The organism is Alkalibacterium putridalgicola (genome assembly GCF_040959045.1).
Classification (GTDB): Bacteria; Bacillota; Bacilli; order Lactobacillales; family Carnobacteriaceae_A; genus Alkalibacterium; species Alkalibacterium putridalgicola.
Window position 1 is genome coordinate 1,676,600 of the sequence record NZ_CP162615.1, and the last position, 20,323, is coordinate 1,696,922.

Consider the following 20,323-nt stretch of genomic DNA (forward strand, 5'->3'; position numbering starts at 1 on the left):
ATTAAGGAGAATCACATTGAACAAACCATTAGCCTACCGCATGCGGCCAAAAACCATTGACAACATCGTAGGACAGACGCACCTCGTGGGAGAAGGAAAGATCATATGGCGGATGGTAAAAGCCAAACAGCTTTCCTCCATGATTTTATATGGTCCTCCCGGTATCGGAAAAACGAGCATAGCAAGCGCCATAGCCGGATCCACTCAATATGCCTTTCGCATGCTGAATGCAGCGACAGACAAGAAAAAGGATCTGGAGATCGTAGTCGAAGAAGCAAAAATGAGCGGAACGGTGGTTCTGCTCCTCGATGAGGTCCATCGTCTAGATAAACCCAAACAGGATTTTCTGCTCCCACATCTTGAAAACGGACGGATCGTTTTGATCGGGGCTACGACGGAAAATCCCTATATTTCTATTCACCCAGCGATCAGAAGTCGGGCACAGATCTTTGAACTGAAACCTCTGGCGGAGGACCAAATCATCTCTGCCTTAAACAGGGCGCTGACCGACGAGGAAGATGGTCTCGGCTCCTATTCTATCGCTATTGAAAAAAATGTACTGGCCTACTTTGCCCGGGCCACTCAAGGGGATCTGCGAAGTGCCTTGAATGCCTTGGAGCTGGCTGTAAAGTCAACCGAAGCAGACAGCAGCGGTAAGATCGTCATCACGAAAGAAACGGCCGAAGAATGTCTTCAAAGGAAGGCGTTGAGTCATGATAAAGATGGCGATGCCCATTACAATGCTATCTCTGCTTTTCAGAAGTCCATTCGCGGCAGTGATGTCCATGCTGCACTTCACTATTTAGCTCGCTTGATCGAGGCTGGCGAACTCAAAGTCATCATCAGACGCCTTATCGTCACAGCATATGAAGATATCGGTCTAGCCAATCCGGCAGGGGTCGCCCGTGTCGTCACTGCAGCAGAAGCAGCAGAAAAAATTGGCTTTCCAGAAGCCCGTATCCCCTTGGCCAATGCGGTGATAGAGATGTGTCTGTCACCCAAGTCCAATAGTGCCATTTCCGCTATAGATGCCGCTTTAAGCGATGTAAGAAACGGTCTATCCGGAGATGTCCCTGATCACCTGAAAGATGCCCATTATTCTGGAGCTGAAAAACTAGGCAGCGGGATCGGCTATCAGTATCCCCATAACCATGACGATCACTGGATCAAACAGCAGTACCTCCCAGACACCATCAAGAATAAACGGTACTATTCACCGGCAGCTACATCTAAATTTGAGAATGCTTTGAACAGTCAATTATCCAAGTTCAACAACAAATAATTTTTTTCGTAACCGAGCACTCTGCGTTGACTAAACTAGACCTCTGTGCTAATATAAAGATAAGAATTCTGAGGTGTACGCGATGCCTACAAACTGTGTTGACCGAACATTTTATTAAAACATTGGGATTCTAAAGGAAGAATTGCTGACACGCCTTATCACTTGGAAGTCAAATATTTTTCTGGTGAAGCCCACCTGCCAATAGCGGGTTCAACCTAACATGGCATTCAACCGGCACCATCGGATTTCTTATACTTAGTCATAAACTGAGCCAGGACCTAGCGTCCTGGCTCTTTTTTCCTTTTATTAGGTAATCGCTTACTTTTTTAGTATAATGAAGGTAAGAAAATATGAAGGGTTGTGTGTCACATGTTACAAGAGTACAAGAAGATATTGGTAGCGATAGACGGGTCTCAGCAGGCAGAGAAAGCGTTCAAGAAAGCTGTCGAAGTGGCTAAGCGAAATGATGCTGTTCTGGTTCTTGCTCACGTTATCGATACGCGGGCTTATCAGTCATTCAGTACGTTTGATGGATCGATCGCAGATAATGCGCGTGAAGAAGCCAAGAATACCCTTAACGACTACAAAGAATATGCGGAAAAAGAAGGCTTGTCACAAGTCAAGACTGTACTAGAATACGGCTCACCGAAAATAATGATCGCCAAACAGATCCCTGAAGCTGAAAGCATCGATTTGATCATGCTGGGTGCGACCGGTTTGAATGCGGTAGAACGAATCTTTGTAGGGTCCGTTTCTGAATATGTGATCCGTCAGGCTGAGTGTGACGTGCTGATCGTACGTACTGACCTGAACAACGAGTTCACAGAAGACTGATCGACCAAGCGATTCAAATAAAAAACGTCTCTTTCCTTTACCGTGAAAGAGACGTTTTTTTGTTTGTTTTACTTACTTAATTTCTGTACATCACGGGCAATCATAAGTTCTTCATCTGTAGGAATGAGCAGCACTTTAACTTTAGAATCGTCTGTAGAAATAACTCTCTGTTTGCCGCGGACATCATTTTTTTCCTTATCGATGTTGACACCAAGGAATGAAACACCATTGATGATGTTCTCACGTGTCTCTATACCATTTTCACCGATACCCGCAGTAAATACGATCGCATCGACACCATTCATCGTTGCTGCATAAGAACCGATGTATTTGATTACTCTGTCTTCAAAGATACGCAGAGCCAAGGCTGCACGTTCATTTGTTTCCTCTGCGTCTTCCAAGTCCCTCATATCACTTGAAATCCCAGAAAGGCCTTTAAGACCGGATTCGTTATTCAGAATATAGATCATGTCATTGATCGTTTCAATGCCTTCTTTTTCCATCAAGAATGGAAGCAGTGAAGCATCGATGTCACCTGAACGTGTGCCCATCGTTACTCCAGCTAAAGGAGTGAAGCCCATTGAAGTATCAACTGATTTTCCGCCGTCGACCGCAGTGATCGATGCACCGTTACCCAAGTGGCAGGTGATGATTTTCAAGTCTTCAATCGGTTTTTCCAGCATTTCAGCTGCTTGCTGGGCAACATATTTATGACTGGTTCCGTGTGCGCCGTATTTACGTGCATTGTGTTTCTCATAGTATTCTAAAGGAATGCTGTACAAGTAGTTCACTTTAGGCATGGTCTGATGGAAAGACGTGTCAAATACTGCAACACTTGTGATATCCGGTAAAATCTTACGGAACGCCTTGATGCCTGTCGCATTGGCAGGGTTATGCAGCGGTGCAAACTCAGATAAACTTTCGATCTGTTCCACGACTTCATCAGTCACTAAAGCGGAATCCTTGAAGATTTCTCCGCCGGCAACGACACGGTGTCCAACACCAGTGATCTCGTTGAAGTCTTCGATGATACCTAGTTCAGTCAGCTGTTTTAAAAGCATTTCTACAGCAATTTCATGGTCCGCAATATCTACGACTTCTTCGTATTTTTCACCATCGTTGTATTTGATAGTGAAGATCGAATCGTTCAATCCGATACGTTCAACGATGCCTGAAGCAAGGACTTCTTCCTGAGGCATAGTGAATAATTTCCATTTCAAACTTGAACTTCCTGCATTGATAGCAATAGTTTTTGACATATTGTATTCTCTCCCATTTTTAAATGTTCTGCTCTTTTTTCCATTTTTTTATATTGATGATAAACGATTGGAATGCTTCCTGATCTTTGATGTTCGGTACATCAGAAACAAGCACTTCAGATACCTGTTTACTGTCTGCTCCCTTTTTCTGAACAATAAACAGAGATTTTCTGGCCTTGGCTGAACTGAACCATTCCAGCGGCATATGAACGATCCCTTGGACGTGCCCGACAGAATGAACATATTTCAGCAGGCTTTTTACTTCTTCTGATTCAAACACATTCGTCGGAAGCAGGTAAAAGGCATAGCCGCTTTCTTTCAAGTATTTGAATCCTTGTTCAATGAGCAGGAAATGACTGTAGGAGTACCCCTCTTCGAAGCGAGTCTGAAATTCCTCACTTTGAACCTCTTTCGGATAGTAGCCAACAGGCAGATCCGATATCATTAGGTCTGCAGGTTCGAGCAGCAAGGGCTGCAGGGCATCCTGATGCATCAAATGAACAGGGATATCCAGCATAGCTGAGAGCGTTGACGCAAGCGATATGAGCAGTTCGTCGTTGTCTACACCTGTCAATTTAAGCTGCTTGTTTCTTGAAAAGAGGGTCGTAAACAGTGTATAGAGCAAATTCCCGCTTCCGACAGATAAATCGGCGATATGAAGCGGTTTGTCTCTATCAAAGAAAAGGTCTATAAAATAAGACAAGATGACCCCGATACCATCGGGTGTTGGCTGGTGGTTGACTTGCAGCTGATCTTCTTTCACCATACTGATCAAAATCATTTGAACAGCCTTTTTCTTTTCTTCCAGCGACAGCTCGCTCAGAGATATCGAATCATATAACTCTTTCAATTTATCTCTTGTTTCTGGTTCAGGGAGCCCATCTTCAATGTGAATGTGCCCATTGTCCAGAATGTTTTCACCTGTTTCAATAAAGGCTTCTATAAATGTCGAATCCAGATCTTCCTTGATAAGCTGGGTCGATCCAAGTAAAACGTTATAAAACTTCTCAACTTTAGATGTATCCACTGCAACAATCCTTTCATTTCAACCCTCTGCCAGAGATCCGACAGAGTTGAAAATACCATAAAACTCTACTATTATTCTAACTCATTCGATTGTCCTGCACAAGATTTAAGCCGCACGTATGTAGGAATCAGAGCACACGTTATGACACAGTGTCAGTTTTAATGATAGAAAAAAAGGAATCAAAATCGTAAAGATTTATGATTCCAATTTCTATGATAATTAGTTTGCTACAGGATAAACAGAAACTTGCTTTTTGTTTTTTCCTTTACGTTCAAAGCGAACAACACCATCAATTTTAGCGAATAAAGTGTCGTCTCCACCTCGACCCACGTTTTCACCTGGGTAGATCTTAGTTCCACGTTGGCGGAATAAAATAGATCCTCCAGAGACAACTTGTCCATCTCCACGTTTAGCTCCTAAACGTTTTGATTGTGAATCACGGCCGTTGGTTGTTGAACCGCCACCTTTTTTATGAGCGAAAAATTGTAGATTCATTTTCAACATATTCAATGCACCTCCATTATTTCCCTTTTAGGGAATTAATTTTCACATACTCACTGTATTCTTCTTCTATACTTTTTAAAGACAGATGAAGGCTTTTCATGAGTATCTGGCCTGTTTCCATTTGTTTTTGAGAAATACCAGCAGGAATAGTAAATTCCAGATAGCCGCCAGAATCTTCAGCAGAAACGACCTCTACGGGTATTTCAGCTATCTCTGACAGACTATTGACTGTTCCGATACTTAAGGCTGAAACGGCAGCACAGACAACATCATAACCGTACGGGCCAGCTTCAGCATGTCCAGACATTTCGACTGACATAAAATTTGAACCTTTACGGCGAAATTGAATATCTATCATTTCAGTCTCACTTTCTCAATGATTAGTTTGATTTGATTGATGTGATAGAAACTTTTGTATAAGGCTGACGATGTCCCTTTTTATTATGGGAATCTTTTCTGCGACGGTATTTGTAAGTCGTTACTTTTTTAGCACGACCTTGTTTCTCGATCTTACCTTCTACAGACGCGCCTTCGATGAAGGGATTACCTACTACAGTATTATCTCCTCCAACAAACAAAACTTCGTCAAAAGTAACTGAATCACCAGCTTCTCCGTCTAATTTTTCTACGAAGATATCTTGGCCTTCTTCAACTTTAAACTGTTTTCCACCTGTTTTGATAATTGCGTACATGTTTGCTGCACCTCCTTTAATTAATGAATAAAACGTTCAGTTTTATTCTTAAGCACTTAGACTCGCCGTTATAAGTAGCAGTCTCCTGCTTTTCAGACTTATATACGAGCGGTTGTAGTTGTGGTGCTACACATTTACAACATTACTAGCATACCAAATCGACCAGCCATAGTCAATCATTAAATTAATATCCATGACAGCTGATACCCAGTTTCAATTGAGTACACGTTCATTTTAAAAAATTTCGGGAAGAAACGATTCGATCACTGAACTTTTCAGCAAAATTTATATCATGGGTGATCATAATGACTCCGACATCATTCTTGATGATGGACATGAGCAGCTCACCGAACCGGTTGGCAGTCTCCTGATCCAGTGCAGAAGTAGGTTCATCCAGACATAAAATCTGCGGTTCCAGCATAAGCGCCCGTGCTATAGCTACACGCTGCTTCTGTCCCCCTGACAACTCTTTAGGGTATGCTTCCTGTTTGTCAAAGATAGCTAATTTTTTCAGTAATTCTTCAGCTTTTATTTCCGCTTCTTTTTTACTGAGATCCTTATTGAGGACCGGACTGAGTGTGCAGTTTTCTTTAACTGTCAGATTAGGAAATAGCTGAAAATCCTGAAAAACCAGTCCAATTTTTTTGTTTACTTTTTTATCGCTTTCCTGGCTAGTAAATAAAACATCATCATCAAGTTTGATTTGTCCTTCATCTGGCATATCCAGCTGGTTCAGCAATCGGATAAAAGTCGTCTTGCCTGATCCCGATTCCCCTACTATGGATACGATCTCTCTCTTCCTGACTGTTAATGAGAAATCTTTGATCAAATCGATACCATTCATTTTTTTACCCAGGTTTTCTATGACAAGCATCTCGTTCCCCCCTTTTTATATTTGGTACTGTTTCTCGATTTTATTCAACAGATATGAAATAATGCCGGTGACAATAAGGTAAAGGATACCTACGAATATAAACGGAATCAGCGATGCATAGCGATTAGCTGCTATCTGGCCAGCTCTCAATACTTCTCCTAATCCTAAAATATAAACAAGAGAGGTATCTTTCACCAATGCCAGTACCTCATTTCCTATGCTGGGCAATGTGGTTTTCAAAACCTGTGGAAAGATGACTTTCCGGTACCCTTTAAAGTGGCTGATACCAAGCACTTTCAGTGCTTCAAACTGACCAGTCGGTACACCTACCATGCCACCTCTGAATATCTCTGCGAAATAAGCAGCATAATTCAGGATGAAAGCAAAAACAGCGGCTGGGAACCGGTCAAGTGTCAAGCCGATGTAAGGTAAGCCGAAGAATACAAACATTAACTGAAGCAGCAACGGTGTTCCCCGCATTACATATATATAGAGCGTAATGATACCCTGTAAAAATTTAGGTCCATACACTTTTATAACTGCCACTGCCAACCCTATCGGCAGTGAAAGCACCAGTACTAACCCGAACAACTTCAACGTTAACTCTAAGCCTCCAATGATCGAAGGCAAGGCTGACCATAACATAACTTTCACTCCTATAAATTATTCCTGTTCACTGAACCATTCCTGATAAATATCATCGTACGTTCCATCTTCCATGAGTCTTTCTAAAGATGCATTAAATTCTTCTCTCAATGCATCATCATCCTGCCTGAAGCCTACTGCATACTCTTCTTTGCCAAAATCCTCTTCCAGCACTTTGTAATCCGGTGACGGATTCTGTGACATATAGAATCTTCCCAGCGTTTCATCCACCACAATGGCTTCACTTCGACCGGATATCAGGTCATTGAACACATCATTATTTGATGGGAACTGTATGACTTCGCTGTTATCAAATTCACTCATGATATCAGATGGATCGCTCTCAATTGCACTGATGGCACTCGATGACTGCTGGGCAGCAACTTTTTTGCCAGCCAAATCAGATTTAGAATCGATCCCGTTTTCCTCCAAGGTAACGATCAGTTGACTATTCTCCAGATATGGTGTGCCAAAGTCTACTTTTTCAGCACGTTCATCAGTAATCGTATAACCATTCCATATCATATCGATATTACCCGTGTTTAGTTCGGTCTCTTTCATAGCCCAATCGATAGGCTGAAAGCTGATGGAATACCCCAAGTCATCAGCTACTGCCTCTGCCAGGTCGATATCGAAGCCAACCAGATCGCCGTCATCATCTCTGAATCCCATTGGAGCAAAGGTATCATCCAAACCAACCACATAGGCCTTTTCATCTGTACTGCTTTCTGTCTCATTAGTCTGACATCCTGTTAAGACGATCCCAGAAACAATCAATCCCATTAATAGCATTTTTGAATTTTTCATTCGTGTTCCTCCTAGAGTTATTTATACTTTTTTAGTTCTACAGCAAGTGTTCATACAAGACTGCAGTTCCTGTACAAACAAAAAAAACGCCCTTTAATCCTCTTATATAAGAGAATTAAAGGACGATTAAATATCGTGGTCCCACCTTTATTCGTGACAATATAAAAAATCGTCACCTCAACACGTTCAAAACGACTAAACGCTGGCACGATAACGGGTGCATCCGATAAGCCTACTCGAGTTCAGCTTTTAGCTTAGAGATGTGTTTTCAAAGTACGCCTATAGTTACTCTCACCGACCGTAACCTCTCTGAAAAGGAGTGACTTTTACTTTTTCTCATCATAGCTATTTATTATTTTTTATATCATAGCATATTTATTTTCCAAAGCCAAATATTTTTTTCCAAATACTTACTTTTTCTTCTTTCATCGTCATGAGAGGTACCGTATCGCCAAGTATTCTTCTTGCAATATTACGATAGCCTTGCGATGACGGGTGGTTGGGGTCTAACACAACAGGGTTCCCTTTATTGGATGCCCGAACAACTTCATCATCTTCAAAGATGATCCCCAACAGTTTAATAGACAGATGACGGGTGATTTCTTCTACGTCCATAACATCTCCTGCTTCCATCATTCCTTTACGGATACGATTGATTACAAGCTGAGGTGCTTCTATAGCCGTCTGCTCTATCAGTCCGATGATCCTGTCCGCATCTCTGATAGCAGAAATTTCTGGCGTCGTGACTAAAATAGCATCATCAGCAGCAGCAATGGAATTTTTAAACCCTTGTTCAATGCCTGCCGGACAATCGATTAAAATATACTCAAAGTCTTTTTTCAGTTCTTCGACCATGTCCACCATCTGGATCTCATTTATTGCATTTTTATCTGCATGTTGAGCTGCTGGTAGTAGAAAAAGCTGATCGTTGAAACGTTTATCTTTTATAAGTGCCTGATGAAGCTTTGCTCTTCCTTCTACCACATCGATGATGTCATATATTATTCTGTTTTCCAAACCCAAAATAACATCAAGGTTTCTCAACCCTATATCCATATCAACGAGACATACTTTTTTCCCTTGAAGCGCCAGTGCTGTTCCAATATTTGCGGTCGAAGTCGTCTTGCCTACTCCACCTTTACCTGATGTTATAACTATGGCTTTACCCATTATAAATACCTCCTGCATGTTTACCTATTTCTGGTCGAATAGTTTTTAAGTTTTCCAAGCTGGAAACTTCAATGATATGTAAGTCATTAACATATACAAATTCTGTTGTGTCAGAATCTTCATCCGTTGGCTGATCTTTTTTTTCTATGACATGAACATTGTCTCCTATCCGTACTTGTGCATTATACCGGAAATTAGCAACGACAACAGCACTTTCTTTCCCATTGACCCCTGCATGTGCAATGCCTTTCAGTTCTCCTATAATATAAATACTTCCCGTGGCACGAACCATGCCTCCAGGGTGAACAACACCAATGAGCAGCATGTCTCCTTCAGCCTCGACGATCTGTCCACTTCGAACTGTCCTGACTTCCAGCGTGGGACTCGCTTCTTTATGCCACTGCAGACACTTTTCCAGCGACAAAACTTCTGATTCAAATGATGAGACTTTAAAATACTCATCTTCAACGATTGCTGATACCTTTTCTTTTTCTGCATCTGTTAATTCTCTCTGACCCGTTTTGACATGAAAATTGATTTTTCTCCCAGTATGAGAATCTTTTTTCATCTGTAATGTTAATGTTTCCAGTTCTTCATACACATCCTGCAGGGAAGCTGAAGACTGAATAATAAGCTGATAACCTTCTTGGGTCCCTTTTAGTGATACCGCACTCTTCATTCTGTTCCACCTCTAGTTTTATCTTATTGATACATTGTTTTTTCTACTCGATCCAGCCTTGTTTTCTTCTAAGCTGACTAACACTTTGATCCATTCCTTGAGCGGATACCCAATGACTATAAAAGCAAGTGTATTGAATATCAATGTGCCATTCAAGCGACTGACCAGGAAGAGTTGCAGCGTCATATCGGACAGTCCGATGACTCTGTACACACTAAAAACAAATAATTCCATTAAAGTCAGTACAACAATATTGATCAGCAATATAGCAGAGAAGTAAGGATTGATTATCTGGCGGATTTGAATGACCAGATATGGAATCAACACAAATGCTGCAATATATATGCCTAAAATCCCACTGTAGTAACTGTCATAAATAAAACCGAAAACAAAAGCAAGGATGAACAACTGCTTTGGTTCCAGATAGAAAGAAAGCATGATAAGTGTAATAATGACCAGTCTGGGGATCATTACACCGAAAGACGTACTTAACTGTTCACGAAATAAATACGACAACCCTCCGTCTATGAGCAAAGTGAAAAACAGTAGAAAAACGGGAATCGTTATTTTTTTCCAGTTAGTCATCACTCTTCACCGCTCTCGGCCATACGATGGATAATGGTTACAAAACGGATAGCGTTAAAATCAGCTGAAGGTTTTACATATACCTGTTGAGCAAGGCCATGTGAATCCATTGAGACCTCTTCCACTTCACCGATAACCAGACCTCGTGGGATAGTTCCACCCAAACCGGAAGTGGTCACAAGTTCTCCCTCGCTGATTTCTACCGTTGATGTAATCTGAGACATCAGAAGCTGATTCGCATCGGCATCATAGTCGCTGATTATTCCGTATACTGTCTCATCTCCCATGACGATTTCTGAAGAAACCTGATTAGCCGTCTGCTCGATGTTTGTCAGTAGAACGACTTTTGAACTGGTCGGATTTGTTTCAGCGATACGACCGATCAGACCATTTCCGGACATGACAGGCATCCCAACTTCCACACCATCCTGACTTCCGCGATCAACAACTAACTGGTCGACCCAGTTATCCGGATTTCGAGAGATTACGGTCCCTGAGATGGTCCGGTAATCGGTTAAAGACTGTTTCAGATCCAGTTCTTCTTCCAAGCGAGCGTTCTCATCTTTTAGTGTATTCAATTCTGCTTGACGTTCATATATCTGATCGATTTCTATTTTTAATCTCTGATTTTCAGTGTACGTATCCTGTAGATCATCTATCGAATCAAACACGCCGATTATAGCATTGGCAGGTTTGGAATAAATCCTTCCCAGAACCGCAGTAATGTCGTTGGTCGCCTGTTGAAAAAAGGGGATGTTCCCTGTGTTTCGCATGGATAACGAAATCAGCGAAACAAACATGATCACACTGATAAGCAGGACGATTAATTTTTTATTTGTAAAAAACTGGTTCAATTGCGACACCTCTTATAATTTAACTTCGCTTATTTTACCATAGATTATAGTCAGTTCGTAGAGGCAGTTTGAAATGAACAGCTGGTATATGTGTCTAATTTTAGAACACGCATACACGGTATCATTAAACTAGCGGGAAGAATATCTTCCCGCTAGTTTACATATTTATCTCGATTGCTTTCTATATATATTCATGTGGTTCAATGCTTCTCCGGTCCCTATCGCTACACAATCTAAAGGATTGCTTGCAACAAATACAGGAACATCCGTTTCTTCTGCAATAACATCGCTTAGATGCTTCAACAAAGCGCCGCCCCCTGTCAAGACGATACCACGGTCGATAACATCCGCTGAGATTTCAGGCGATGTATCTTCAAGGGTTCCCTTCACAGCGACAAGAATACTTTCGATCACTTCTTTGATGGCTTCTGCCACATCGATAGCCGGAATCGATATCGTCTTAGGTAAACCGGTCAATAAGTCCCTTCCGCGAATATCCATAGAGCCCATGTCTTTAGCAGCTTCAATAGAGGCACTGCCCAATTCCATTTTCACCGCTTCAGCCGTTCGTTCACCTATGAGCAGATTAAATTTGTTTCTGATGTATTGAATGATGGACTGATCCATTTGATCACCCGCCATTTTGATCGTACGGCTGCTGACGATCCCGCCTAATGATATTGTAGCAACGTCAGTGGTCCCGCCTCCGATATCCACGACCATGCTGCCTGTAGGTTCATTGACAGGTAACCCTGCTCCTATTGCAGCAGCAAACGGTTCTTCTATCAAGTAGGCATCTCTCGCTCCAGCCATTTTTGCCGCATCGATGATGGCTCTCTTTTCAACTTCTGTTCCACCACCGGGAACACAGACAACGACTTCAGGTTTAGAACCACGTTTTCCTACGGCTTTCGTTATGAAGTATTCAAGCATGGCTGCTGTTGTATCGAAATCTGCGATTACGCCATCTTTCATCGGACGCAAGGCAACGATACTACCAGGTGTACGACCTATCATTTTTTGAGCATCTATACCAACAGATACGACTTCATCCTTTGTTTTATCTTTAGCTACAACTGAAGGTTCGCCAAGGACGATACCTTTTCCTTCTATATAAACATTTGTATTAGCGGTACCTAAATCAATACCGACCCCTTTTTTTCTGAACCAGAACACTAAAAAATCTCCTTTCAACACTTTCACATACTAGCATAATAAATCCTAAACTTACATTATACAATTGTACCTTTTTATTAATCAATATGCACTAGCTAACTTACACTTTATTTTAAATTTAATATTTGAAACGTCACATTAATTATTTCTATGCACTAAAAAACCGAGCAGGATAGATACCCTACTCGGTTAAAAAATTATAATAGTTTAGTATTAAGCTTTTTCTACGTTAGCTGCTTGAGGTCCGCGTGCGCCTTCTTCGATATCGAAAGTAACTGCTTGACCTTCTTCTAATGATTTGAATCCTTCTTCGTTGATAGCTGAGAAGTGTACGAATACATCGTCTGCACCTTCGCGCTCGATAAATCCAAATCCTTTTTCTGCGTTAAACCATTTTACTGTACCGTTTTCCATGTTTACTGTTCCTCCTCGTGCCTTAAAGCACAATTTATTTCACATTATTGCTATAGGTACGAATCGGAATGTTATTACACATTACTTTTTTCTTTCCCTAACAAAATGCTAAATTCATAGTACCACGCCATATTATTTTATGCAAGTATTTAGCACTTTTTTATGGGAAATATCTTATGACCACTCTGTCAAAAACATCGAAATTCACAAGGCTCCATATTCTTTCAAACTGATGTACTGGTCCTCCCCAATAATGAAATGATCAAGAAGTTCTATACCGACGATTTTTCCCACTTCACACATCCTCTCTGTAAATCGCAGGTCAGCGTCTGAAGGTTCAGGATTCCCGGAAGGATGATTATGGGCTATGATTATACGTGCAGAGGAATATTTTATAGCCGCTTTGAATATCTCTCTTGGATGAGCAACACTAGAATTCAACCCACCTTTAAAAATCGTTTCTTTTTTTATTATTTCGTTCTTTGTATTTAAAAATAACCCCACCACCAGTTCCTGCTGCAAGCCTTTCAGTTCTTCCAGTAACAGCTTTCCTACATACTGGCTAGACGTGACTGCTCCTTCTTTTAGAACTGTTGTTTTAGCCAGACGCTTACCCAATTCGATCGTTGCCAACAGTTCGAAGGCTTTTGCTTTCCCTATTCCCGGTATGGCTAAAAGTTCTTCCAGAGTAGCATTTTTGAACATGTACAAATCATCAAAGTTTGAAAAAACCTGCATGCTGAGCTGCAGGACATTCTGATCTCTTGTTCCCGTTCGAAGCAGTATTGCCAGCAGTTCATGGTTAGCGAGTGCTTCAGGACCATATTCGGCCATCCTTTCTCTAGGTCTTGACTCTTGTGGAACATCAACAAATTTCTGATTAAGCATAGAATTCCCTCCAATAAAAAAGAAGAGAAGATTTTATCTTCTCTTCAATATATACTGTCATTTAAAAAAAATTCTCACTTTTTATTTTGATAAGAATTTTCTCCAAGTCCTCACAGATTTCTAATGCTTTAGCTTTAGCTTCTTTCGACGGTTTTAAAAGATCGGGGACCATGACTACTTTATAACCGGCTTCATATGCTGCCCGAACACCATTGAGCGAATCTTCAAGAACCAGCACATCAGACTGTGCATCCCCCGACAAGCTGGACTGCTTTCTGGAATATTTCAGGATGAGGCTTGGATTTCGCGACTTCGTCTCCTCCAATATACGCATCGAAGTAGCCTTTGAGATCGGTCATCTCTAAAAGTTTTTCCACTAACTTCCGTTCTGAACTGGAAGCCACGACCGTCTTATACCCCTGCTCTTTTAAATAAGCGAGCAGTTCGACTAGGCCTTTTTTTATCGCAGGCGGTTCAGATGACAGAAGGTCCTCAACATCTTTTTTGCTGTCAATGATGAACTGCTGGACATTGTTTTTAGGAAACTGATCAAACATGGCCTGGAAAAAATCAGTTTCACTTGCTCCGATATACTTCTCATAAAAGGAATAGTCAAACGGAATGCTTAAGGCATCAGCCGTTTTCTGATTCGCTTTATAGTATAGCGGTTCTGTATCAAACATCAAACCATCCATGTCAAATACGACTACTTTATTCATGTTTACCCTTCTTTGACTTGTTTTAATTTTTCGATCTGGTTCGTTACCGCCTCGTACTTCTCTTTGTAATCTTGTCCTTTTTCTTTTTCAGCATTCACGATTTTTTCCGGTGCATTCTGCACGAATTTTTCATTTGCCAGTTTTTTCTCTACTCTATCCATTTCCTGCTGCCATTTGGCTTTTTCCTGTTCCAGACGCTGGATTTCTTCCTGAATATCGACTAGACCCGCTAGTGGAAGATATACTTCCGCTCCAGAAATGACTGCGGACTTCACTTCTCCAGGTATTTCCACTTCCGTATCGATCACCAGTTCATTGGGATTACAGAAACGTTCGATAAAGGAACGGTTCTCGACTAAGAAGGCTTTCTCTTTTTCACCTTTAGTTTTTATCAGGATATCGATTTTTTTAGATAGCGGACGATTGGCATCCAGACGAATGGAACGAACAGAACGGATCAGTTCAATAAGCATCTCCATGTTGGTGATCGCTTCCTGATCGTCAAACTCACTTACCGTTTCAGGATATTCTGCAACGACAAGAGACTGACCTTCATGCGGGATATGTTCCCATATCTCTTCTGTCACAAACGGCATGATAGGATGCAGGAGACGCAGTGTCTGATCCAGTACATGGACCAGGACAGATTGGGTCGTCACTTTCTGTTCATCTGTACCCTGAATAAGCAGTTCTTTACTCATTTCAATATACCAGTCACAATAATCATCCCAGATAAAGGTATACAGTCTTCTGCCGGCTTCACCAAATTCAAATTTTTCAAACAGCTCAGTCACCTGTCTGATGGTCTGATTCAAGCGAGCGAGTATCCATTTGTCTGCTATAGATTTTTCTCCCGAAAGATCGATATCCTCAAATGAGAAATCTTCGAGATTCATGATAACATAGCGGCTGGCATTCCAGATCTTGTTGATGAAGTTCCAAGAAGCATCCATTTTTTCATAACTGAAGCGCACATCTTGCCCAGGTGCTGAACCATTGGATAAGAACCATCTCAAGGCATCAGCGCCGTACTGATCGATGACTTCCATCGGATCGATACCGTTGCCTAACGACTTGCTCATTTTTCTGCCCTGTTCATCTCGAATCAATCCATGGATCAGTACATTCTTGAACGGCGCCTTGCCGGTAAATTCCAGACTCTGGAAAATCATGCGGCTGACCCAGAAAAAGATGATATCATAGCCCGTAACCAGCGTACTAGTCGGAAAATATTTTTTGAAGTCTTCTGAATCTGTATCCGGCCATCCCATGGTAGAAAACGGCCACAAAGCTGAACTGAACCATGTATCCAGAACATCATTGTCCTGCTCCCAGTTTTCGCTGTCTTCTGGAGCTGTTTCTCCCACATACAGTTCACCGGTTTCTTTATGATACCAGGCTGGGATGCGGTGCCCCCACCATAACTGTCTTGAAATGACCCAGTCATGAACGCTTTCCATCCAGTTGTTGAATGTTTTTTCGAACCGTTCAGGGACAAAGTTGACCTTGTCTTCAGTCTGCTGATTTCTCAGCGCCTGTTCTGCCAGCGGCTGCATTTTAACAAACCATTGTGTGGATAGTCTAGGTTCAACGATCACACCTGTACGTTCGGAATGACCGACGCTATGTGTCATTTCTTCAACCTTGATGAGGTTGCCGGCTTCCTTCAAATCTTTGACAAGAGCTTTTCGTGCTTCGAAGCGGTCCATGCCTTCATACTTTCCAGCTAGTTCATTCATTGAGCCGTCATCATTCATGACATTCACTTGTTCCAGGTTATGTCGTTTACCTATTTCAAAGTCATTCGGGTCGTGTGCTGGAGTGATTTTGACCACACCTGTCCCGAACTCCCGGTCCACATAATCGTCTGCTACGACAGTCAGTTCTCTTTCGACCACTGGGAGCAGCACTTTTTTACCTATGAGGTGCTGATATCTTTCATCTTCAGGATGAACAGCTACGGCTGTATCACCAAGCATGGTTTCCGGCCGTGTCGTTGCGATCTCCACTTCGCCTTCACCATCCACGATAGGATACGTGATATGGTAGAATGCACCATTGACATCTTTATGGTCCACTTCGATGTCTGACAAGGCAGTCTGTGCCTTGGGATCCCAGTTGATAATGTATTCGCCGCGATAAATAAGTCCTTTATTATATAAGTCGACAAATACTCTGTTTACAGCATCATTCAGACCTTCGTCTAAAGTGAAACGTTCTCTTGAATAATCGACGGAAATACCTACTTTCGACCACTGTCTGCGGATATTTCCAGCATATTCTTCTTTCCATTCCCAAACTTTTTCGAGAAATTTCTCTCTACCCAGGTCATATCTTGAAATGGAATCCTGAGCTAGTTTTTCTTCTACTTTTGCCTGCGTCGCGATTCCAGCGTGATCCATCCCCGGCAGCCACAATGCATCATACCCCTGCATTCTCTTCTGACGGATAATGATATCCTGAAGTGTTGTATCCCATGCGTGACCTAAGTGCAGCTTTCCGGTCACGTTGGGTGGAGGAATAACGACGGAATAAGGTTCTGTCCCTTTACCATCCGGTCTGAACAAATCTTCCTTCAGCCATTTTTCATAACGCCCTTCTTCTACTTTTGACGGCTCATACTTCTTTGACATGTCTAACGATTTTTCCAAAATGATCACTCCTTTTTTCTCATAAAAAAAGCATTCATCCTATGGATATAGGACGAATGCTTCGCGGTACCACCTAAATTATCACTGTAATTAAAAAACAGTGATCTCTTAACAACAGTTTTAATGGTCTGTCAGTCCAGTTACAGCTACTTCTTTGTTCACTGTATAGCTCACATGCTACTTCTCAATATGATCGATCAGGGATTTCCACCAGACACCCATTCTCTAAGATCCTCTTTATTGATACTACTCATGATCATTGCCTTGATTTATTCATTTATATTAACTCAGTTCAGCTTCTTCGTGACGCGCAGCTGATAAAGCATCTTCGTAATTTGGGTCACCGGACATTTCTTTCACGATTTCTCTATAAACGATTTGTCCGTGTCTATTTAAGACAAATACGGCACGTGCGATTTTGTCCATATCTTCAATATATAGACCATATTCCTTGGCAAAGTTGCGTTCGCTGTCATGCAGTAAAACAGTGTCCACATCTTTTGCCTGCCCCCACTTTTCCTGCTCTTCAACAGTATTGGCAGAGATCGAGAGGACTGTGGTATTTTTCAGCTCTTTACCTTCTGTATTAAAGGTATCCGTCTGTCTTGCACACGTACTCGTCGTTATATCCGGGAAAGTACTTAAAATAACGACTTCTCCTTCATAATCGGAAAGTTTAACGTCTTCATTGTTCAGGTTTTTAAGATTAAAGGAAGGAGCGTTATCTCCTACTTCTGGAACGGGTCCGTTTGTCTGAAATTTTTCACCTTTCATCATTACGTCCATTGTTTCCCCTTCTTTCCTATAGTATACCCTTAGTTTAACTGTTTCGGAAGAGGTTTTGCAACTAAAACATCATAACAAGTCAGCAAAGGTTTTTTCGCGTTCTTTGTTCTCGTCCGTTTCTATGCCGATCTTTTCGATCTTCATACCTTCTAATGCGCGGTCCATCAACCCATTAACGTCGATCGCTTTCTCAAAGTCTTCCACTTTCTGTAATTTCGGTTTCGTTTTCGGTCTGGTTGGTGCAAAAATCGTACAGCAGTCTTCGAAAGGCTGTACGGCCAGTTCATACGTATCGATTTGTTTCGCGATATCTATAATATCATTCTTGTCTGTGGAAATAAGCGGACGCAGGACAGGCGTGCTGGTCACAGCATTTATCGCCAGCATACTTTCAAGTGTCTGGGATGCGACCTGCCCCAGAGACTCTCCATTAACGATAGCTAAGCCATTACGTTTTCTACGGATCTCATCCGTCAGTCGCATCATCATTCTTCTTGTGATCGTCATGGAATACTCATCTGGAACTTCTTTCTTGATCTGTTCCTGGATCTCAGTGAAAGGAACTTCTATAAATATAATTTCTCCAGCAAAACGAGACAGCTTGGCCGTCAGATCTTTGGCTTTCTTTAAAGCCTGCGGGCTCGTGTATGGAGGGCTATGAAAATGGACTGCTTCTATTTCCATGCCCCTTTTCATTGAAAGATAACCGGCTACAGGTGAATCAATACCTCCAGAAAGCATAAGCATCCCTTTGCCGGAAGAACCGACTGGCAGCCCCCCCTGCCCCTGAATGGTATCTACCGATATAAAGATCCCCCTATTTCTAACTTCGACCCTAACGGTCACTGTCGGGTTTTTCATTTGTACATGGATATCTGCCATAGCATCTTCCACTGCTGTGCCCAGCATGCGATTGATGTCGTTAGTATCGTATTCAAATGAATGGTCTGAGCGTCGGGTGTTGATCTTGAATGACATGCCCGGAGTATAGTTTTTCCTGATCAGTTCGATGACGGCTTTTTCAGCTTCTTCGACTGACTTTTCGACCCTGACTATAGGCGAAAATGATTGTATACCAAATATGTCATTCAATTCTGAAATAATCGGTTCAGCATTTTCACCATGAAGTTTGACATGCATGCGGTCGCGATTGTAACTCACCTTTACCTGGTCATATTTTTTCAGTTTTTTTGTAACGTTTTTATTTAATTTCTTAATAAATATCTTTTTGTTTTTGCCTTTGGTGGATAATTCACCGTATCTTATCATTAATTCTGTGATTTCCAAATTTGTTCTCCTCTACTCAATTGATTTCAACTGTGAATAAACGGTATCGACTGCGCTCTTGAATGCATCGACTTCCTGCAGCGTGTTTATTTGACTCCAGCTTATTCGTACGGCAGACTCCGCTTCTTTTAATGAATAACCCATTTCTCTGATCGAATGGATATTATCTTTTTTTCTGCTCGAGCAGGCACTTGTTGTTGAAATATAAATGCCGTGTTTTTCAAGGGCATGAACCACGACTTCTCCCTTGATATTTTTTATTCCAAAACAGACAATATGGGGAGCACTTTCTTCTGGTGAAAAAACAGTCACTCTGTCAAGGTCGGCAAAATACGCCAACAGCGATTTCCTCATATCTAATAATTTTTGTGCAGTCTCCTCTTTATTCTCCATCAGCAATCTCAGTGATTTTGCCAGCGCTACATTGCCAGGAACATTCTCGGTTCCATTTCGAAGACCTGTTTCCTGTCCGCCGCCACTTAACAAGGGCGCCAGTTTTCTTCCACTCTTCACATATATAAATCCAGTTCCTTTGGGTGCATGAAATTTATGACCGGAAAAGACAGCTATATCGATTCTTGACTCATTTAAATCCAGATCTATTTTTCCGATAGCCTGAACAGCATCCACATGAAAGTGCACAGACGGATAAAGTTCCAGCAGTTCTCCTACTTCTTTAAGTGGCTGAAGACTACCTGTTTCGTTGTTGACTGCCATCAACGATACTAAAACCGTATCTTTTCTCAGTGACTGCTCGAGTTCCTCAAGGCTTATTTGCCCTTTTTCATCAACTGATAGATAAGTAACATCCCACCCCAGTGCTTCCAGCTGCTCCATGCTTTGTATAACGGCTGGATGTTCCGTGGACGAAGTGATGATATGGCGTCCGTAGTCCATCTTTTCTATAGCAGTGCCTTTTATAGCCAGGTTATCCCCTTCGGTTCCGCCGCTGGTGAAATAAATCTCTTCTTTGCTGACATCTAATAACTCCGCTATCTGTTTTCTCGACTGAGTTAATAACTGCCTCGACTGCTCTCCCAACTGATGCAGGCTTGACGGATTGCCGTAGTACTGCTCACTGACAGATCGATACGTCGCTAACACGGATGGATCGATTTTTGTCGTTGCAGAATTATCAAAATAAATCATCTTGCACCTCTTCTTGATTCTCGTTATCATCAAACTCTATA

At 41.8% G+C, this 20,323-nt stretch carries 23 protein-coding genes, 1 other RNA gene and 3 other annotated features; of the genes, 3 read left to right on the plus strand and 21 right to left on the minus strand.

All coding sequences use genetic code 11. The features are described 5' to 3' along the window. The first annotated feature begins 16 nt into the window (after window positions 1-16). The 3 genes from AB4027_RS07890 (at window position 17) to AB4027_RS07900 (ending at window position 2,116) form a co-directional block, all read left to right on the plus strand. Entirely contained in the window at window positions 17-1,282 is a 1,266-nt protein-coding gene (locus AB4027_RS07890) for a replication-associated recombination protein A (protein ID WP_368644931.1), read from the plus strand. 62 nt (window positions 1,283-1,344) lie between these two features. After that, a non-coding RNA gene (gene ssrS, locus AB4027_RS07895) (6S RNA) lies at window positions 1,345-1,533 on the plus strand. 118 nt (window positions 1,534-1,651) lie between these two features. Beyond that, a complete protein-coding gene (locus AB4027_RS07900; protein ID WP_368644932.1) occupies window positions 1,652-2,116 on the plus strand; it encodes a universal stress protein in 465 nt (154 codons plus the stop codon). A 68-nt stretch (window positions 2,117-2,184) separates the two neighbouring features. Here the strand turns inward: AB4027_RS07900 and AB4027_RS07905 are convergent, their stop codons facing one another. The 21 genes from AB4027_RS07905 to AB4027_RS08005 form a co-directional block, all read right to left on the minus strand. After that, window positions 2,185-3,375, minus strand: a complete 1,191-nt coding sequence (locus AB4027_RS07905) for an acetate/propionate family kinase (protein ID WP_368644933.1) — start codon at window positions 3,373-3,375, stop codon at window positions 2,185-2,187. 19 nt (window positions 3,376-3,394) lie between these two features. Continuing rightward, window positions 3,395-4,402: a class I SAM-dependent methyltransferase gene (locus tag AB4027_RS07910; RefSeq protein WP_368644934.1), complete on the minus strand. Its 1,008-nt coding sequence runs from the start codon at window positions 4,400-4,402 to the stop codon at window positions 3,395-3,397. 219 nt (window positions 4,403-4,621) lie between these two features. Beyond that, window positions 4,622-4,906: a 50S ribosomal protein L27 gene (gene rpmA, locus AB4027_RS07915; protein ID WP_091486102.1), complete on the minus strand. Its 285-nt coding sequence runs from the start codon at window positions 4,904-4,906 to the stop codon at window positions 4,622-4,624. Window positions 4,907-4,922: 16 nt separating this feature from the next. Beyond that, the gene (locus AB4027_RS07920; protein ID WP_091486103.1) at window positions 4,923-5,264 is read right to left on the minus strand and encodes a ribosomal-processing cysteine protease Prp; all 342 of its coding nucleotides are present in this window, start codon (window positions 5,262-5,264) and stop codon (window positions 4,923-4,925) included. Between the two features lie 22 nt (window positions 5,265-5,286). Further along, entirely contained in the window at window positions 5,287-5,598 is a 312-nt protein-coding gene (rplU, locus tag AB4027_RS07925; protein ID WP_091486106.1) for a 50S ribosomal protein L21, read from the minus strand. Window positions 5,599-5,646: 48 nt separating this feature from the next. Then, window positions 5,647-5,722: a sequence feature (ribosomal protein L21 leader region), on the minus strand. 105 nt (window positions 5,723-5,827) lie between these two features. Beyond that, window positions 5,828-6,472, minus strand: a complete 645-nt coding sequence (locus AB4027_RS07930) for an amino acid ABC transporter ATP-binding protein (protein WP_091486109.1) — start codon at window positions 6,470-6,472, stop codon at window positions 5,828-5,830. A gap of 15 nt (window positions 6,473-6,487) precedes the next feature. Then, window positions 6,488-7,117, minus strand: coding sequence for an amino acid ABC transporter permease (locus tag AB4027_RS07935; protein WP_368644935.1), 630 nt, complete (start codon window positions 7,115-7,117; stop codon window positions 6,488-6,490). An 18-nt stretch (window positions 7,118-7,135) separates the two neighbouring features. Next, window positions 7,136-7,924 (minus strand): amino acid ABC transporter substrate-binding protein, encoded by a 789-nt coding sequence (locus AB4027_RS07940; protein ID WP_368644936.1) that lies wholly within the window; start codon window positions 7,922-7,924, stop codon window positions 7,136-7,138. 115 nt (window positions 7,925-8,039) lie between these two features. Then, window positions 8,040-8,276, minus strand: a binding site (T-box leader). A gap of 23 nt (window positions 8,277-8,299) precedes the next feature. Continuing rightward, entirely contained in the window at window positions 8,300-9,094 is a 795-nt protein-coding gene (gene minD / locus AB4027_RS07945) for a septum site-determining protein MinD (RefSeq protein ID WP_091486112.1), read from the minus strand. Beyond that, window positions 9,087-9,773: a septum site-determining protein MinC gene (locus AB4027_RS07950; protein ID WP_368644937.1), complete on the minus strand. Its 687-nt coding sequence runs from the start codon at window positions 9,771-9,773 to the stop codon at window positions 9,087-9,089. The genes minD and AB4027_RS07950 overlap by 8 nt, the downstream gene beginning before the upstream one ends. Before the next feature lie 18 nt (window positions 9,774-9,791). Continuing rightward, window positions 9,792-10,358, minus strand: coding sequence for a rod shape-determining protein MreD (gene mreD, locus AB4027_RS07955; RefSeq protein ID WP_091486117.1), 567 nt, complete (start codon window positions 10,356-10,358; stop codon window positions 9,792-9,794). Next, entirely contained in the window at window positions 10,358-11,212 is an 855-nt protein-coding gene (mreC, locus tag AB4027_RS07960) for a rod shape-determining protein MreC (protein WP_368644938.1), read from the minus strand. Before mreC ends, mreD begins: the two co-directional genes overlap by 1 nt. A 165-nt stretch (window positions 11,213-11,377) precedes the next feature. Then, on the minus strand, window positions 11,378-12,388 hold the full coding sequence (locus AB4027_RS07965) for a rod shape-determining protein (protein ID WP_368644939.1): 1,011 nt from the start codon (window positions 12,386-12,388) through the stop codon (window positions 11,378-11,380). 213 nt (window positions 12,389-12,601) lie between these two features. Then, window positions 12,602-12,802 (minus strand): cold-shock protein, encoded by a 201-nt coding sequence (locus AB4027_RS07970; protein ID WP_034302391.1) that lies wholly within the window; start codon window positions 12,800-12,802, stop codon window positions 12,602-12,604. A gap of 204 nt (window positions 12,803-13,006) precedes the next feature. Next, entirely contained in the window at window positions 13,007-13,690 is a 684-nt protein-coding gene (gene radC, locus AB4027_RS07975; protein ID WP_091486125.1) for a DNA repair protein RadC, read from the minus strand. Between the two features lie 61 nt (window positions 13,691-13,751). After that, window positions 13,752-13,928, minus strand: coding sequence for a hypothetical protein (locus AB4027_RS07980; RefSeq protein ID WP_368644940.1), 177 nt, complete (start codon window positions 13,926-13,928; stop codon window positions 13,752-13,754). Between the two features lies 1 nt (window position 13,929). After that, a complete protein-coding gene (locus AB4027_RS07985; protein WP_368644941.1) occupies window positions 13,930-14,409 on the minus strand; it encodes an HAD family hydrolase in 480 nt (159 codons plus the stop codon). Between the two features lie 2 nt (window positions 14,410-14,411). Next, window positions 14,412-17,060: a valine--tRNA ligase gene (locus AB4027_RS07990; protein WP_368644942.1), complete on the minus strand. Its 2,649-nt coding sequence runs from the start codon at window positions 17,058-17,060 to the stop codon at window positions 14,412-14,414. Between the two features lie 45 nt (window positions 17,061-17,105). Further along, window positions 17,106-17,329 (minus strand) — a binding site (T-box leader). Window positions 17,330-17,342: 13 nt separating this feature from the next. Next, window positions 17,343-17,846, minus strand: a complete 504-nt coding sequence (gene tpx, locus AB4027_RS07995; protein WP_368644943.1) for a thiol peroxidase — start codon at window positions 17,844-17,846, stop codon at window positions 17,343-17,345. 69 nt (window positions 17,847-17,915) lie between these two features. Next, window positions 17,916-19,133 carry a tRNA uracil 4-sulfurtransferase ThiI gene (gene thiI / locus AB4027_RS08000; protein ID WP_368644944.1) on the minus strand — a complete coding sequence of 406 codons (1,218 nt, stop codon included), beginning with the start codon at window positions 19,131-19,133 and terminating at the stop codon, window positions 17,916-17,918. Between the two features lie 12 nt (window positions 19,134-19,145). Further along, complete coding sequence (locus AB4027_RS08005) at window positions 19,146-20,282, minus strand: cysteine desulfurase family protein (RefSeq protein ID WP_091486138.1); 1,137 nt, start codon at window positions 20,280-20,282, stop codon at window positions 19,146-19,148. Window positions 20,283-20,323 lie beyond the last annotated feature (41 nt).

Coding starts and splice junctions, on each gene's coding strand:
- radC (WP_091486125.1), bottom strand. CDS start 13,690: ATGCTTAATCAGAAATTTGTTGATGTTCCACAAGAGTCAAGACCTAGA.
- AB4027_RS07930 (WP_091486109.1), bottom strand. CDS start 6,472: ATGCTTGTCATAGAAAACCTGGGTAAAAAAATGAATGGTATCGATTTG.
- AB4027_RS07920 (WP_091486103.1), bottom strand. CDS start 5,264: ATGATAGATATTCAATTTCGCCGTAAAGGTTCAAATTTTATGTCAGTC.
- AB4027_RS07935 (WP_368644935.1), bottom strand. CDS start 7,117: ATGTTATGGTCAGCCTTGCCTTCGATCATTGGAGGCTTAGAGTTAACG.
- AB4027_RS07970 (WP_034302391.1), bottom strand. CDS start 12,802: ATGGAAAACGGTACAGTAAAATGGTTTAACGCAGAAAAAGGATTTGGA.
- AB4027_RS07950 (WP_368644937.1), bottom strand. CDS start 9,773: ATGAAGAGTGCGGTATCACTAAAAGGGACCCAAGAAGGTTATCAGCTT.
- tpx (WP_368644943.1), bottom strand. CDS start 17,846: ATGGACGTAATGATGAAAGGTGAAAAATTTCAGACAAACGGACCCGTT.
- rpmA (WP_091486102.1), bottom strand. CDS start 4,906: ATGTTGAAAATGAATCTACAATTTTTCGCTCATAAAAAAGGTGGCGGT.
- AB4027_RS07985 (WP_368644941.1), bottom strand. CDS start 14,409: ATGAATAAAGTAGTCGTATTTGACATGGATGGTTTGATGTTTGATACA.
- AB4027_RS07940 (WP_368644936.1), bottom strand. CDS start 7,924: ATGAAAAATTCAAAAATGCTATTAATGGGATTGATTGTTTCTGGGATC.
- rplU (WP_091486106.1), bottom strand. CDS start 5,598: ATGTACGCAATTATCAAAACAGGTGGAAAACAGTTTAAAGTTGAAGAA.
- AB4027_RS07900 (WP_368644932.1), top strand. CDS start 1,652: ATGTTACAAGAGTACAAGAAGATATTGGTAGCGATAGACGGGTCTCAG.
- AB4027_RS07905 (WP_368644933.1), bottom strand. CDS start 3,375: ATGTCAAAAACTATTGCTATCAATGCAGGAAGTTCAAGTTTGAAATGG.
- AB4027_RS08005 (WP_091486138.1), bottom strand. CDS start 20,282: ATGATTTATTTTGATAATTCTGCAACGACAAAAATCGATCCATCCGTG.
- minD (WP_091486112.1), bottom strand. CDS start 9,094: ATGGGTAAAGCCATAGTTATAACATCAGGTAAAGGTGGAGTAGGCAAG.
- mreD (WP_091486117.1), bottom strand. CDS start 10,358: ATGACTAACTGGAAAAAAATAACGATTCCCGTTTTTCTACTGTTTTTC.